The organism is Roseovarius sp. D0-M9 (assembly GCF_037083805.1).
Classification (GTDB): Bacteria; Pseudomonadota; Alphaproteobacteria; order Rhodobacterales; family Rhodobacteraceae; genus Roseovarius.
The window spans coordinates 126,707-141,004 of sequence record NZ_JBAPKZ010000003.1 but is presented as its reverse complement, the minus strand read 5'-3'; the positions used below and the strand labels follow the sequence as shown (position 1 = coordinate 141,004).

Annotated in this window: 13 protein-coding genes; 8 read left to right on the top strand and 5 right to left on the bottom strand. The window is 65.0% G+C overall.

Annotated features, from left to right (window positions below; all coding sequences use genetic code 11):
• The first annotated feature begins 48 nt into the window (after window positions 1-48).
• The gene (locus V8352_RS03770; RefSeq protein ID WP_336422922.1) at window positions 49-1,221 is read left to right on the top strand and encodes a lytic murein transglycosylase; all 1,173 of its coding nucleotides are present in this window, start codon (window positions 49-51) and stop codon (window positions 1,219-1,221) included.
• Between the two features lies 1 nt (window position 1,222).
• Here V8352_RS03770 and V8352_RS03765 read toward each other — a convergent pair whose 3' ends face one another.
• A complete protein-coding gene (locus tag V8352_RS03765; RefSeq protein WP_336422921.1) occupies window positions 1,223-4,678 on the bottom strand; it encodes a chromosome segregation SMC family protein in 3,456 nt (1,151 codons plus the stop codon).
• A 208-nt stretch (window positions 4,679-4,886) separates the two neighbouring features.
• On the opposite strand from V8352_RS03765, the gene V8352_RS03760 reads away from it, so the two are divergent.
• Window positions 4,887-5,330, top strand: a complete 444-nt coding sequence (locus tag V8352_RS03760) for a GNAT family N-acetyltransferase (protein ID WP_336422920.1) — start codon at window positions 4,887-4,889, stop codon at window positions 5,328-5,330.
• Here the strand turns inward: V8352_RS03760 and V8352_RS03755 are convergent.
• Together V8352_RS03755 and V8352_RS03750 are read right to left on the bottom strand one after the other, a co-directional pair.
• Window positions 5,327-5,542 (bottom strand): hypothetical protein, encoded by a 216-nt coding sequence (locus V8352_RS03755; protein ID WP_336422919.1) that lies wholly within the window; start codon window positions 5,540-5,542, stop codon window positions 5,327-5,329. The genes V8352_RS03760 and V8352_RS03755 overlap by 4 nt on opposite strands.
• Before the next feature lie 79 nt (window positions 5,543-5,621).
• The gene (locus tag V8352_RS03750) at window positions 5,622-6,014 is read right to left on the bottom strand and encodes a hypothetical protein (RefSeq protein ID WP_336422918.1); all 393 of its coding nucleotides are present in this window, start codon (window positions 6,012-6,014) and stop codon (window positions 5,622-5,624) included.
• 176 nt (window positions 6,015-6,190) lie between these two features.
• Here V8352_RS03750 and V8352_RS03745 point away from each other — a divergent pair, with 176 nt between their 5' ends.
• A complete protein-coding gene (locus V8352_RS03745) occupies window positions 6,191-7,534 on the top strand; it encodes an NAD(P)-dependent oxidoreductase (protein WP_336422917.1) in 1,344 nt (447 codons plus the stop codon).
• Window positions 7,535-7,537: 3 nt separating this feature from the next.
• Window positions 7,538-8,842, top strand: a complete 1,305-nt coding sequence (gene preA, locus V8352_RS03740) for an NAD-dependent dihydropyrimidine dehydrogenase subunit PreA (protein WP_336422916.1) — start codon at window positions 7,538-7,540, stop codon at window positions 8,840-8,842.
• Between the two features lie 31 nt (window positions 8,843-8,873).
• Here the strand turns inward: preA and V8352_RS03735 are convergent, their stop codons facing one another.
• Window positions 8,874-9,248, bottom strand: a complete 375-nt coding sequence (locus V8352_RS03735; protein ID WP_336422915.1) for a hypothetical protein — start codon at window positions 9,246-9,248, stop codon at window positions 8,874-8,876.
• A gap of 14 nt (window positions 9,249-9,262) precedes the next feature.
• Entirely contained in the window at window positions 9,263-9,943 is a 681-nt protein-coding gene (locus V8352_RS03730; RefSeq protein WP_336422914.1) for a TetR family transcriptional regulator C-terminal domain-containing protein, read from the bottom strand.
• 177 nt (window positions 9,944-10,120) lie between these two features.
• Here V8352_RS03730 and V8352_RS03725 point away from each other — a divergent pair, with 177 nt between their 5' ends.
• From V8352_RS03725 to V8352_RS03710, 4 genes are all read left to right on the top strand, one after another.
• On the top strand, window positions 10,121-11,395 hold the full coding sequence (locus V8352_RS03725; RefSeq protein ID WP_336422913.1) for a Zn-dependent hydrolase: 1,275 nt from the start codon (window positions 10,121-10,123) through the stop codon (window positions 11,393-11,395).
• A 74-nt stretch (window positions 11,396-11,469) separates the two neighbouring features.
• Window positions 11,470-12,933 (top strand): dihydropyrimidinase, encoded by a 1,464-nt coding sequence (gene hydA / locus V8352_RS03720; RefSeq protein ID WP_336422912.1) that lies wholly within the window; start codon window positions 11,470-11,472, stop codon window positions 12,931-12,933.
• A 7-nt stretch (window positions 12,934-12,940) separates the two neighbouring features.
• On the top strand, window positions 12,941-13,360 hold the full coding sequence (locus tag V8352_RS03715) for a VOC family protein (protein WP_336422911.1): 420 nt from the start codon (window positions 12,941-12,943) through the stop codon (window positions 13,358-13,360).
• Complete coding sequence (locus V8352_RS03710; RefSeq protein ID WP_336422910.1) at window positions 13,357-14,151, top strand: ABC transporter ATP-binding protein; 795 nt, start codon at window positions 13,357-13,359, stop codon at window positions 14,149-14,151. The genes V8352_RS03715 and V8352_RS03710 overlap by 4 nt, the downstream gene beginning before the upstream one ends.
• The last annotated feature ends 147 nt before the right edge of the window (window positions 14,152-14,298 follow it).

Below are 14,298 nucleotides of genomic sequence, written 5' to 3'. Positions count from 1 at the left end.
GAAATGCGTCTAGACTGCGTGTCGATCCTGCCATTCACGAGGTTTTTGATGCGTTTTCTGCCGACCCTGACTGCACTCGCCCTTTGCGCCACGCCCGCCTTCGCCGACCCCTCCTGCGGCGGCAATTTCAGCGGTTTTGTCGCCGACCTACGGCAGGAGGCGGTTGATCGTGGCCATGACGCGGATGCGGCGCAGAAGTTTTTTGCTGAGGTGCGGCAGGACCCGGCTGTCTTGAAGGCCGACCGCGCCCAAGGCGTCTTTCAAAAGCCGTTTACCGAGTTTGCACAGCGCCTGATCTCGACCAATCGGCTCGACACCGGGATCGCAAAGGGAGAAGCCCTGGACAGCCTTTTCGATCGCATCGAGGCGGAATATGGCGTCAGTCGCGGCATATTGCTGGCCTTTTGGGCGTTCGAGACGGACTTTGGCGGCTATCAGGGTGATTTCAACACGCTGAATGCCCTCGTCACCCTCGCACATGACTGCCGCAGACCCGAGATATTCCGTCCACAGATATTCGCCGCGCTGACGCTCTTCGAGCGGGGCGATTTCGATCCTCAGAGCACCACCGGTGCCTGGGCAGGGGAAATCGGGATGGTGCAGATGCTGCCGCAGGACATTATCGACAGTGGCACGGACGGCGATGGTGACGGGCGCGTATCGCTCACGACATCAGCGCCCGATGCGCTCATGTCCGGGGGCCAGATGCTGCGTCATCTCGGCTGGCGCGCGGGCGAGCCGTGGTTGCAAGAGGTTGCCGTGCCCGCCGACTTCGATTGGTCGCAAAGCGGGCTGCGCACCACGAAAACAGGCGCCGAATGGGCCGAGATGGGCATCACCGCCCGCGAAGAAGACCTCGCCCCCACACTTGATGCCAACATCCTCCTGCCCGAGGGGCGCCGCGGCCCGGCCTTTATCGCCTACCCCAACTTTCGCGTTCTTTTCGAATGGAATCAAAGCTTTACTTATGTTCTCACAGCCGCATATTTCGCCACCCGGCTGGAAGGCGCGCCGGTCATGTCGCAGGGCAACCCCGATCCGGGGCTGTCAGGCGGGCAAATGAAGCAGTTGCAGCAAAAGCTGGCGGCGCAAGGCTATGACGTGGGCGAGATCGACGGGATTCTGGGTGCTGGAACGCGCGCGGCGGTGCAGGATGTGCAGGAAAAGCTGGGCCTGCCTGCCGACGCTTGGCCCACTCAAGACCTGCTGAATCGCCTTTAGATCAGGCGACCATCGCCTCGGCCTTTTTCAGATCGACAGAAACCAGTTGCGAGACGCCCTGCTCTGCCATTGTGACGCCAAAAAGGCGATCCATCCGGCTCATCGTGACCGCATTATGCGTGATGATGAGAAAGCGCGTCTCGGTCCGGCGGCACATTTCGTCCAGCAGGTCGCAAAACCGCGCGACGTTCGCGTCATCCAGCGGCGCATCCACCTCATCCAGCACACAGATGGGCGCCGGATTGGCGAGGAACACGCCAAAGATCAGCGCTAGCGCGGTCAGCGTCTGCTCTCCGCCCGACAAGAGGCTGAGAACGCTCAGCTTCTTGCCCGGCGGCTGGCACATGATCTCTAGCCCCGCCTCAAGCGGATCGTCGCTTTCGACCAGCACGAGATTCGCCTCGCCGCCGCCAAAGAGATGTTTGAAGAGCATCGCGAAGTTGGAATTCACCTGCTCAAAGGCTGTCAGAAGCCGCTCGCGCCCCTCGCGGTTGAGGCTGGCGATACCGCTGCGCAGGGCCTTGATCGCCTCCTCGAGGTCGGTCTTTTCGGTGACCAACGTGCCATGCTCTTCCTCAATCTCCTTCGCATCCTCCTCGGCGCGCAAGTTGACTGCGCCCAGCGCGTCGCGCTGACGCTTGAGGCGGTTGACCTCAGCCTCGATCGCCTCGGACGTGGGCATTTTTTCCACGTCCGTCTCAAGCGATTGCAGCAGCGCCTCGGGCGTTGTCTCCAGTTCGTCGGCGATCCGCTGATGGGCGGCGCGGCGCGCCTCGGCGGCCGCATCGGTGCGCGCCTCGCTGCGCGCGCGGGCCTCGCGGGCCTCGCCGGCGGCGCGCTCGGCGGCGCGCTCGGCTTCGGTGGCGCTGCGCAGCGCGCCCTCGCCCGTGCTGAGCGTATCGCGCGAAGCGGCCTGCCGCGCCTCGGCCTCGGCGATTTTACCCGCAAGCGCCGCACGCTCTGCGGCCAGCGTTTCGGGCAGGGATGCGGCCTCGGCCAGTTCGGTTTCCGAGGCCGTCTTGCGCTCGCTCAACTCGGCGCTGCGTTTTTCCGCCGTCTCCAGCCGGTGACGCCAGCCACTTATCTCCTTGGTCACCTCTTGGCGGCGGCGCACGCGCGCATCGCCCTCGCGGCGCAATTCATCATGGGCCGAGCGGCGCGTCATCATGGTGATGCGCGCGGCCTCGACCGTCATCTTGATATCCTCGGCGCGGGCGCGCTCGGCCTCCAGATCGCCCAGATCGGCAAGGGATTTTTCAGCCTCGGCCAACTGTGCGCGGGCGGCCATCGCCTCGTCTCCATGGCGCGTCACGGCAAGCCCGAGCGATTCAAGGCGCGAGGCCGCGAGGTTGCGATCCGCCTCGGCGCGGCTGAGCGCACGGGAGGCATCGTTGACGGCCGCATCGGCGGCACGCCTTGCAGCCCGCGCGTCCTTGTCCGCCTCTGTCCGCTCGGCCAATTGGCGGCCCAGCGTTTCATGCGCCGAGCGCGCGCCCTCGGCCCGAGCGGTCGCATGGGCCAACTGTTGTTTCAACGATTCAAGGCGGTTGAGCTGCTCCAGCCGCAGCGCAGCGGCAGAGGGTGCGTCTTCGGCCCATGCGCGGTAGCCGTCCCAGCGCCACAGATCGCCCTCGATGCTGACCAGTCGCTGGCCAGGCTTCAGCAGCGGTTGCAGGCGCAGGCCATCATCGGCATCAACGAGGCCGATCTGGCCCATCCGTCGGCTGAGCACATCGGGCACGGACACATTCTGCGTCAGGGCTTGCACCCCGTCCGGCAAGGTCTGCGGCACATCATATGCCGGAAGCTCGGCCCAGCCCGAGGGGCCGTCGGGGCCAACCTGAGGCGCGCGCAGATCATCGGCAAGCGCCGCGCCCAGCGCCTTTTCATACCCCTGCTGCACCTGCAGCCGGTCGAGGATCTGGCCGCCCTCTGCCGTGTCCCGCTCCAGCAGACGGGCAAGCGCCGAAACCTCGGCGCTGATGGCGCTCAGCTCGCCCTCGGCCTCGCTGCGCTCGGCGCGGGCGGCCGCCTCGCGCGTTTGCGTGTCATTGCGCGCGGCGTCAGCGGCGGTCAGCGCGGCCTCTGCGGCCTCGGCGGCGGCCAGCGCATCCGCCTCGGCCTGCTTTGCGGCCTCGAAATCTGCGCCCGCCTTTTCCAGCGCCGCGCGGCTGTCCTCGACGGCGGTGCGCGCGCGCACCTCCTCGGCCTCGCTGCGCTCCAGCGTCTTGCGACTGTCAGCCAGAAGGCGCTGCGCCGACTGGTGCCGCGCCGCAAGCCGCGCCACATCCTCGGTCAAGGTCCCCAGATCCGCCTCGCGCGCCTGCAATGTCTGGCTGGCCTCGCGCGCAGCCTCGGCTGCGGCCTCGACGCGCGCGTCATGGCCTTCGCCGGCCTTCAGCAGCTCGGCCTGCTCCCACTCCAGCCGACGGATCGTCTCGCCTGCGTCCGAATTCAGCCCTGCCTCGCGCTCGATATCGCGCACAAGCTGCGCAATGCGCCCCTCCAGCGTCTCGATGCGGGTGCGGGCGGCCGTTTCCTGATCCGCGAGGCTGCCCTGCTGGACGCCAAGGCGCTGTAGAACGGCGGCGGCGATGGCCTCCTCCTCGCGCAGCTTGGGCAGCGCATCATCGGCGGCGGCGCGCGCGCTGGCCGCCTCACGCGCGGCTGTCTCGGCGCGGGCGGTCGCGGCGCTGCGCTCGCGCAACTCGGCACGGGCCGCGTTCAGCGCCTCGTCAGCCTCGCGCCACCGCCGGTAGAGCAGCAAGCCCTCGGCGGCGCGCAACTCGTCCCCGATGGCGCGATAGCGCGCCGCCTGACGCGCCTGCCGCGCCAGAGTGGCCAGCTGGCTGGCCAACTGGTCGACGGTATCATCGACGCGGCTCAGGTTCGCCTCGGCGCCCTTCAGCTTGAGCTCGGCCTCATGCCGGCGCTGATAGAGGCCGGAAATGCCCGCCGCCTCTTCGAGGATGCGGCGCCGCGACTTGGGCTTGGCGTTGATCAGCTCGGAAATCTGGCCCTGCCGCACCAGCGCGGGCGAATGAGAGCCGGTAGAGGCATCGGCAAAGAGCATCTGCACATCGCGCGCGCGCACATCCTTGCCGTTGACGCGGTAAGCGCTGCCGACATCGCGGGTGATGCGGCGGATGATCTCGATATGATCGCTGTCGTTGAAGCCCGCGGGGGCCAGCCGGTCGGCATTGTCGAGGTGGATCGTCACCTCGGCAAAGTTGCGCGCCCCACGCGACGAGGCCCCGGCAAAGATCACGTCCTCCATCCCGCCGCCGCGCATCGCGGTCGGGCGATTCTCGCCCATGACCCAGCGAAGTGCCTCCAGAAGGTTCGACTTGCCGCAGCCATTGGGGCCGACCACGCCGGTGCGCCCGCTGCCGATGATCAGGTCGGTCGGATCGACAAAGCTCTTGAAGCCGTTCAGTCTGAGCTTGGAAAAACGCACTGGGCGGGGTCGCTCCGACGCAAGGGGAGGTGATTCAAGTTCTGGCTGCCAATGTGCGGGGCGCTGCGGCCCTCTGTCAACGCCCTTACCCCCGCATATGCCTCACCCTGGCGCGTTATCCACAAGATATTGACCCTGCGGAAGCGAAATGTCGTGCCATCTGTCTTGACAGCGGGCGCGCTGCGCGTCCACACCCGCGGGCATGTTGATGATCGAGCCAGCCCACCCCTTGGACCCCGCTCCGCGCGCCCTGCTAGAGCAGAGCCATGCGATGATGCTGGAATTGTTCGAGCCTGAAGAGAACTATTTTCTCGGCTTCGAGGCGCTCTGCGCGCCCGGCGTCCATTTCATAACCGCGCGCGAGGGCCAGACGGTGCTGGGCACCGGCGCGCTGGTGCGCAAGGATGGCTATGGCGAGGTGAAGTCGATGTTCACCGCTACCGAGGCGCGCGGGCGCGGTGTTGCGGCGGCGATCCTGCGCGCGCTTGAGGACCACGCGCGCGAGACCGGCGTGGGCCTTCTGCGGCTCGAGACGGCCGATATTCTGGATGGCGCCGTGCGCCTATACGAGCGAAACGGCTTTGTCCGCTGCGCCCGCTTTGGCGATTACCGGCCCAACCAGACAAGCGTCTACATGGAAAAGACGCTTTAGCTTTCGTCCGTCGATTGTTCGTCCTTGGCCTGCGCGCCGCCGCTGGCGGCCTTGGCCTGCGCGGATTTCATCCGCTCCAGCAGCTCGGCCTTGCCGGGGCGCTTGGCGCCGCGCTTGCCGAACGGGTCCTTGTCCGATCCGGGCGCGTTATGCTCTGCGTGGCGGGGTGCGTTGCGACCCTGTTTGGGGGCGCCTTGTGCCTTGTAGTTCATGGCAATCATCCTCGGTGGGCGTAGGTGCCCCTAGCGCGTGCTCTTGCCCCAAATACGCGCCAAGAGCAAGCGGCACCGATCACACCGGCTTCGGCCTGCACTCCAACTCCGCCAGCCCGTCGAAAATCTTGTAGACGTCACATTCATAGGTAAAACCGCGCGGCAACGGCTCCAGCTTCTGACCGCAATCGAGGCGCGCGGTCATCAGCGCCGCATCCCCATAGAGTTTGCGCACGCGGCATCCCGAGACCTGCTCGATCGCGGCGACACTATTGGGCGCAACGCTGTCCAGATTGGGCGCCCAGCGTGCATTGAGGCGCATGGCCTCGGCGCGCACGCCATCCACACGCACGTCGAATACGTCGCCGCGCATGGTGATGCGCATCGCTTCGACCCCGCGAAAACCGGGGCTCGGCGTGTCGCAAGCCACCAGACCGAGCGCGGCGACGAAAAGGAGAAGGACACATCTCATGGCGCCACCCTGCCGCACGAATGGTTAACACCCGATTACCATTCCTAGGACGCCTCAAATTTCAACATCTGCAATGAAGGCGCAAGAAAATGTCGGCCGATCAAATTTTACCAGTTGATAAAAATTCAATTCGTGATCTACTCGGCCCCAGCCACCCCTTTCACAAGGAGGACGCCATGTCTGACAGCGCACCATCCCCCAGCGCACTCACCCCCGGCATCGTCGCGGGGCGCCTGCCGCCTGAGGAATACGCCGAGAATTTCGACGATCTCCACCCCAGGCTTGACCGGCACGAGGCGCTTGTCGCCGCCGATCGCTGCTATTTTTGCCATGATGCGCCCTGCATCACGGCCTGCCCCACGGATATCGACATCCCGCTTTTCATCCGGCAGATCGCCACCGGCACGCCCGAGGCGGCGGCCCGCACGATCCTCAGCCAGAACATCATGGGCGGAATGTGCGCCCGCGTCTGCCCGACCGAGACGCTCTGCGAGGAGGTCTGCGTGCGCGAGGTGGCCGAGGGCAAGCCGGTGCTGATCGGCCAGTTGCAGCGCTATGCGACCGACACACTGATGGACGCAGACGTGCATCCTTTCGTGCGCGCGCCCCGGACAGGCAAGCGCGTCGCGGTCGTCGGCGCGGGGCCTGCGGGGCTAGCCTGCGCGCACCGCCTCGCGATGCTGGGCCATGATGTGACGGTTTATGATGCGCGCCCCAAGCCCGGCGGGCTGAACGAATACGGCATCGCCAGCTACAAGACACCGCAGGATTTTGCCGCGCGCGAGGTGGACTGGCTGCTCAAGATTGGCGGCATCACGATCGAGACGGGCAAGGCGCTCGGGCCCGCAATGACGCTGGACCAGCTGAAATCAGGTCATGATGCAGTTTTCCTCGGGATCGGTCTGGGCGGCGTCAATGCGCTGAACCTCGAGGGCGAGGATAAGGACGGGCTGCGGGATGCTGTCGATTTCATCGCCGACCTGCGGCAAGCCAGCGATGTCGCCGCCCTCCCCATCGGGCGCGATGTGGTGGTGATCGGCGGCGGCATGACCGCCGTGGACGCTGCTGTGCAGGCCAAGCTTCTGGGCGCGCTCAACGTCACGCTGGTGTATCGCCGGGGCCGCAACCGGATGAACGCCAGCCAGTTCGAGCAGGATCTGGCCGCATCGAAGGGCGTGCGCATCATCACCGGCGCCGCCCCTCGCGCGATCATCGGCAACGGCGCCGTGCGCGAGATCGAGTTCGACTATACCGGCGACGATCTGAAACCGACGGGCGAGACTTTTCGCCTTGCTGCCGATCAGGTGTTTCGCGCCATCGGCCAGACGCTGAACGGCGCGGCGCTTCCCGATCTCGATGGGCGCAAGATCGCCGTCACCGGCGCTGGCCGCACCTCGCTGGACGGGGTCTGGGCCGGGGGCGATTGTGCGGCGGGCGGCGACGATCTGACCGTGACGGCTGTGGCCGAGGGCCGCGACGCCGCGATGGACATCCATGCAACACTGATGGCGGAGGGCTGAGCCATGGCCGACCTCACGAGTGACTTCATCGGGATCAAATCCCCCAACCCCTTCTGGCTGGCCTCGGCGCCGCCCACCGACAAGGAATACAACGTGCGCCGCGCCTTCGATGCGGGCTGGGGCGGCGTGGTATGGAAGACGCTGGGCGAGGCCGGACCGCCCGTCGTCAACGTCAACGGGCCGCGTTACGGCGCAATCTATGGCGCCGATCGCCGCCTTCTGGGCCTCAACAATATCGAGCTGATCACGGACAGGCCCCTGGAAGTGAACCTGGAGGAAATGCGCCGCGTCAAGCGCGACTACCCCGACCGGGCACTGATCGCTTCGCTGATGGTGCCGGTCAACGAGGATGCGTGGCGCGAGATCCTGCGCCGCGTCGAGGATACCGGCTGTGACGGGGTCGAGTTGAATTTCGGCTGCCCCCACGGGATGAGCGAGCGCGGCATGGGCAGCGCCGTGGGCCAGGTGCCCGAATACGTGGGACAAGTTGCGCATTGGTGCAAGAAGCACAGCGATCTGCCCGTGATCGTGAAACTCACGCCGAACATCACCGACGTGCGCAAACCCGCGCAGGCTGCGATGGAGGGCGGCGCGGATGCGGTCAGCCTCATCAATACGATCAACTCGATCACCTCGGTCGATCTGGACCTTTTTGCCCCCCAGCCCACCATCGACGGCAAGGGCGCGCATGGCGGCTATTGCGGCCCTGCGGTCAAGCCCATTGCGCTGAACATGGTGGCTGAGATCGCCCGCGATCCGGCAACCCGCGGCCTGCCGATCAGCGGCATCGGCGGCATCACCACGTGGCGCGACGCAGCCGAATTCATGGCGATGGGCGCAGGCAATGTGCAGGTCTGCACGGCGGCGATGACCTATGGCTTCAAGATCGTCGAAGAGATGATCTCGGGGCTCAGCCAATGGATGGACGAAAAGGGCATGACCCAAACGTCGCAGATCGTCGGACGCGCGGTGCCCAACACGGTCAACTGGCAGGACCTGAACCTCAATTACGTCGCCAAGGCCGTCATCAGTCAGGACGACTGCATCAAATGCGGGCGCTGCTACGCGGCCTGCGAGGATACCTCGCATCAGGCGATTTCCATGTCGCCGGACCGCGTGTTCGAGGTGATCGACGCCGAATGCGTTGCTTGCAACCTCTGCGTCAATGTCTGCCCGGTGGAGGGCTGCATCACGATGGAGGCGATGGCGTCCGGCGCGGTGGATCCGCGCACCGGCAAGGTCGTCGAGGCGGAATATGCCAACTGGACGACGCATCCGAACAATCCGGGTGCCTGCGCCGCCGAATAGTCGGCGGGCGGCCATTCCGGGCGGCCCCGCGTCAGCGCGGGCGCCGCTTGCCTGTGCGCAATCCCTTGCGAGACGCGGTCTCGCTGGCGCCGCCGCCGTACCCTTCTGCATCTATAACGCGCGCACTGTCGCCGCCCGGGTCGTCTTCGTCCAGCAACTCACCGTTCACCGCCCGCACCGCACGCGGCACCGTGCCGGGCGGCGCCGAGCGCAGCCCCGATGCCTCGTGCAGCGCACGGCGCAATTGATCGGTGCGCAGGCGCGCCTCGATAGACTCGTCCTGACCGGCGCGCCCAGCGCCGAAATCGTGGTAGTAAAATCCCGCCATTTGGCCCTCACCCAGAGCCCGCCACCCGAAGGGAAAATACGCCCGCGCGCCCCGCCCCGCCAGCAGATTTGAAGCCAATGCTTAACCGCCTCTTAACCTCTGCCGGGCGTCAGCACCTTTCGATACATCTCGGCCAGATACGCGCCCGCGCCGCGGCGCGCCTCGACCCCGGTATCAGCTGCGCCCATCAGCACGCCGATCTGCGCCTCGAAATCTGCGTAATGCTGCGTCGTCGCCCAGATCGAAAAGATCAGATGCCGCGCGTCCACATCCGCGATGGCGCCCGCGCGGCTCCACCTGTCGATCAGTGCCGCCGCACTGTCAAAGAGCGGCTTCAGTTCCTCCTCCAGCAGCGGCGTAATGCGCGGCGCGCCCTGAAGGATTTCATTGGCGAAAAGGCGGCTCTCGCGCGGGAATGCCTGGCTCATCTCCAGCTTGCGGCGCACATAGGTCAAAAGCTCGTCCAGGGGCACACCATCGGGGTCCAGTTGGCGCAGCGGCTCCAGCCAGCTGTCCATCAATTGATGCAAGAGCGTGACGTGGATTTCCTCCTTGCCCGCGAAATAATAGAGGATGTTCGGCTTGCTCAGCCCCGCGCTCTCGGCAATCTGGTCCAGCGTCGCGCCGCGATACCCATGCTGGGAAAACACATCCAGCGCCGCCTCGAGGATGCGCGCGCGGTTGCGCATCTGGATGCGGCTGGGCTGCGGGGCGCTCGCCGGTTTGGCGGCAGACCGTTGGGCCGGATCGCGCGATTTTGCCGGATCGCTCATATCGCCCCTTTCCTATTTCGCCAACATCGCCCAATCTTTGGGCAGCGTATCGACTGCGCACACGCTCCCCAACACAATTCTTGACAGGTCGGGCCCACTCCGCAATCGTTTAGTTGACCAAACGGTAAAAAGATGACCCGGACCCGCCCGGATTCTCCGCGTAACAAAGGACACCCCATGGCAGCCTCCACCACAGCCCCCACCACAGCGCCCGGACAGAACCTCAAGATCGACGGCCAGCGTCTTTGGGACAGCCTGATGGAGATGGCCAAGATCGGCCCCGGCATCGCGGGCGGCAACAACCGCCAGACGCTGACCGATGCAGATGCGGAAGGCCGCGCGCTCTTTCAAAAATGGTGCGAGGATGCGGGGCTGACCATGGGCCTCGACACGATGGGCAATATGTTCGCCCGGCGCGAGGGCACCGATCCGGACGCCCTTCCCGTCTATGTCGGCTCGCACCTCGACACGCAGCCGACGGGCGGCAAATATGATGGCGTGCTCGGCGTGCTTGCCGGTTTGGAACTGGTGCGCACCCTGAACGATCTGGACATCAAGACCCGCCACCCCATCGTCGTCACCAACTGGACCAACGAGGAGGGCACGCGCTTTGCCCCTGCCATGTTGTCTTCGGGCGTCTTTGCCGGTCTGCACGAAGAGGAATGGGCCAAGTCGCGCACCGACAAGGACGGCAAGACCTTCGGCGACGAGCTGAAGCGCATCGGCTGGCAGGGCGACGAGCCCGTGGGAGCGCGCAAGATGAAGGCGTTTTTCGAGCTACATATCGAGCAGGGCCCCATCCTGGAAGCCGAAGGCAAGGACGTTGGCGTCGTCACCCATGGCCAGGGCCTCGACTGGACCGAGGTGACGATCACCGGGCGCGATGCCCACACCGGCTCCACCCCCATGCCGATGCGGCGCAACGCGGGCCTCGCCATGGCGCGCGTGATGGACAAGGTCGACGAGATTGCCCTGGCCCATGCACCGAACGCCGTGGGTGCCATCGGCGCGCTCGACATATTTCCGAACTCGCGCAATGTGATTCCCGGCAAGGCGGTCTTTACCGTCGATTTCCGCTCGCCCGACATCGACACCCTGACCGAGATGGTCAGCCAGATGAAAGAGGCCGCAAAGGCGATTTGCGATGAGATGGAGTTGGAGGTCGCCTTCGAAAAGGTCGGCGGCTTCGATCCGGTCACCTTCGATGCGGACTGCGTGAGCGCCGTCCGCTCGGCCGCCGAGCGTCTGGGCTATTCGCACAAGGATCTCATCTCGGGCGCCGGTCACGATGCCTGCTGGATCAACCGCGCCGCGCCGACCGCCATGGTGATGTGCCCCTGCGTGGACGGCCTGTCGCACAACGAGGCCGAGGAAATCACGCTGGAATGGGCGCGCGCCGGGGCAGACGTTTTGATGCACGCAGTGGTCGAGACGGCAGGGGTCGAGGGGTAGTTGCGCCAAAAACCCTGCCCAGACTTCGAGCAAGATAAAACGCCGACCACGACAACGACCAAGGGAGAAACACCATGACCACCAAAGTCATCAAGGGCGGCACCGTTTGCACCGCCGACCGCACGTGGAAGGCCGATGTCCTGATCGAGGGCGAGACGATCAAACAGATCGGCGAGGACCTGAAGGGCGACGAGTATATCGACGCGACCGGCGCCTATGTCATCCCCGGCGGAATCGACCCGCATACCCATCTGGAAATGCCCTTCATGGGCACCACGGCGGCCGAAACCTTCGAGACTGGCACATGGGCGGCGGCCTGCGGCGGCACCACGATGCTGATTGATTTCTGCCTGCCCGGCGCCGATGGCAGCATCAAGAACGCCATCAACGAATGGCACCGCAAATCTGCGCCGCAGATCTGCTCGGATATCGGCTATCACATGGCCATCACCGGCTGGGATGAGACCGTTTTCAACGAGATGAAGGACGCCGTCGACATGGGTGTCAATTCGTTCAAGCATTTCATGGCCTACAAGGGCGCACTGATGATCGAGGACGACGAGATGTTCGCCTCCTTCAAGCGCTGCGCCGAGCTGGGCGCGCTGCCGATGGTCCATGCCGAGAACGGGGATCTGGTGGCCGAGATGCAGCAGAAATACTTTGATCAGGGCATCACCGGCCCCGAGGGCCACGCCTATTCGCGCCCGCCCGAATTCGAGGGCGAGGCAGCGAACCGCGCCATCTGCATCGCTGACGCCGCAGGCGTGCCGCTCTATATCGTGCATGTCAGCTGCGAACAGGCGCATGAGGCGATCCGGCGCGCGCGCCAAAAGGGGATGCGCGTCTATGGCGAGCCTCTGGTGCAGTTCCTGACGCTGGACGAGAGCGAGTATTTCAACACCGATTGGGATCACGCCGCCCGCCGCGTCATGTCGCCCCCCTTCCGCTCCAAAGAGCATCAGGATGGGCTCTGGGCCGGGCTTCAGGCCGGATCGTTGCAAGTGGTCGCCACCGACCACGCCGCCTTCTCGACCGAGCAAAAGCGCGCAGGCCGCGACGATTTTCGCATCATCCCCAACGGCTCCAACGGGCTGGAAGAGCGCCTGCCGGTCCTTTGGACCACCGGCGTCGAGACAGGGCGCCTGACGCCGAACGAATTCGTCGCGCTGACGTCGACCAACGTGGCCAAGATCCTGAATATATACCCCAAAAAGGGCGCAATCGTCGAAGGCGCGGACGCCGATATTGTCGTCTGGGATCCCAAGATCACCAAGACAATCAGCCCCGCCAACCACCACTCGATCCTCGATTACAACGTCTTCGAGGGGTTTGAGGTGACCGCCAACAGCCGCTACACCCTCTCGCGCGGCGAGGTCATCTGGGCCTGGGGCCAGAATTCGCAACCGCAGCCGGGCCGGGGCCGCTTTGTGCCGCGCCCCGCCTTTCCCTCGGCGCATAGCGCACTCAGCAAATGGAAGGCACTGAACGCGCCCAAGATGATCAAGCGTGACCCCCTAAATATCCCGGCGGGGATTTGACGCCCAGATGGCGAAACCGCATCCCCCAAAGGCCGTTCTCGAGACGGCGCTCTATGCTCACAACCTCGACGAGACGGCGGCGTTCTACGAGCATGTCATCGGACTGCGCGAAGTTGTGCGCGTGCCCGGACGCCATGTTTTCCTGCGATGCGACACGTCCATGATCCTACTTTTCGATCCGGACGCGACACAGGAAGGCGGCGATTCGCCGCCCGTTCCACCCCATGGCTGCCATGGCGAAGGGCATGTGTGCTTTCGCGCCAAGAGGGGCGAGCTTGACGCCTGGGCCGACCATCTGGCGGCTGAAGGCATCGAGATCGAGGCGGATTTCGAATGGCCCGGCGGCGCGCGGTCCATCTATGTGCGTGATCCGGCGCGCAATTCAGTCGAATTCGCCGAGGCGAGATTATGGGGTTTTGACGAATGAAGGATGCCGCCATCGAGGATACCGTCATCTCGGCAAAGGATCTCAGCCTCACATTTGATACCAATGATGGCCCGGTCCATGCGCTCAAGGACGTCAGCCTCGACGTCAATCGGGGCGATTTCGTCAGCTTCATCGGCCCATCTGGCTGTGGCAAGACGACGTTCCTGCGCGTCATGGCCGACCTCGAGCATCCAACAGCGGGCACCATCACCGTCAACGGCACCTCCCCCGCCGAAGCCCGCCGCAATCGCGCCTATGGCTACGTGTTCCAGGCCGCCGGCCTCTACCCATGGCGCACGATCAGCGGCAACATCCGCCTGCCACTCGAAATCATGGGCTATTCGCGCGAAGAGCAAGCGCGCCGCACCGCCAACGTGCTGGAACTGGTCGAGCTTGCCGGTTTTGAAAAGAAATTCCCTTGGCAGCTTTCCGGCGGGATGCAGCAGCGCGCCTCGATCGCGCGCGCCTTGGCATTCGATGCCGATCTGCTCTTGATGGACGAGCCTTTCGGCGCTCTGGACGAGATCGTCCGCGATCACCTGAACGAGCAACTTCTCAAACTCTGGGATCGCACCGGCAAGACCATATGCTTCGTCACCCACTCCATCCCCGAGGCCGTCTATCTCTCGACACGCATCGTCGTGATGTCCCCTCGCCCGGGCCGCATCGCCGACGTGATCGACAGCCCGCTGCCCCGGCACCGACCACTGGATATCCGCGACAGCCAAGCGTTCATCGACATCGCGCACCGCGTTCGCGAGGGGCTGCGTGCGGGACACGGCGATGACTGATCGCGGCGCCCCGCACCATGCCCCGAGCGGTCGTAACGCCATGGGGTCTTTCACTGTTCACGGTCATCGGCTCTCCAGCCTGTACCGTGACCTTACAAAAGCACGCAAATCTTTCATTGTTCTTAAAATACTCAAACTCCCGCACCT

What these genes read in the sequence shown, in the direction of transcription:
- V8352_RS03760 (WP_336422920.1), top strand. Translation starts at nt 4,887, where the DNA reads ATGATCGAGCCAGCCCACCCCTTGGACCCCGCTCCGCGCGCCCTGCTA.
- V8352_RS03715 (WP_336422911.1), top strand. Translation starts at nt 12,941, where the DNA reads ATGGCGAAACCGCATCCCCCAAAGGCCGTTCTCGAGACGGCGCTCTAT.
- V8352_RS03730 (WP_336422914.1), bottom strand. Translation starts at nt 9,943, where the DNA reads ATGAGCGATCCGGCAAAATCGCGCGATCCGGCCCAACGGTCTGCCGCC.
- preA (WP_336422916.1), top strand. Translation starts at nt 7,538, where the DNA reads ATGGCCGACCTCACGAGTGACTTCATCGGGATCAAATCCCCCAACCCC.
- V8352_RS03745 (WP_336422917.1), top strand. Translation starts at nt 6,191, where the DNA reads ATGTCTGACAGCGCACCATCCCCCAGCGCACTCACCCCCGGCATCGTC.
- V8352_RS03710 (WP_336422910.1), top strand. Translation starts at nt 13,357, where the DNA reads ATGAAGGATGCCGCCATCGAGGATACCGTCATCTCGGCAAAGGATCTC.
- V8352_RS03725 (WP_336422913.1), top strand. Translation starts at nt 10,121, where the DNA reads ATGGCAGCCTCCACCACAGCCCCCACCACAGCGCCCGGACAGAACCTC.
- V8352_RS03750 (WP_336422918.1), bottom strand. Translation starts at nt 6,014, where the DNA reads ATGAGATGTGTCCTTCTCCTTTTCGTCGCCGCGCTCGGTCTGGTGGCT.
- V8352_RS03770 (WP_336422922.1), top strand. Translation starts at nt 49, where the DNA reads ATGCGTTTTCTGCCGACCCTGACTGCACTCGCCCTTTGCGCCACGCCC.
- V8352_RS03755 (WP_336422919.1), bottom strand. Translation starts at nt 5,542, where the DNA reads ATGAACTACAAGGCACAAGGCGCCCCCAAACAGGGTCGCAACGCACCC.
- hydA (WP_336422912.1), top strand. Translation starts at nt 11,470, where the DNA reads ATGACCACCAAAGTCATCAAGGGCGGCACCGTTTGCACCGCCGACCGC.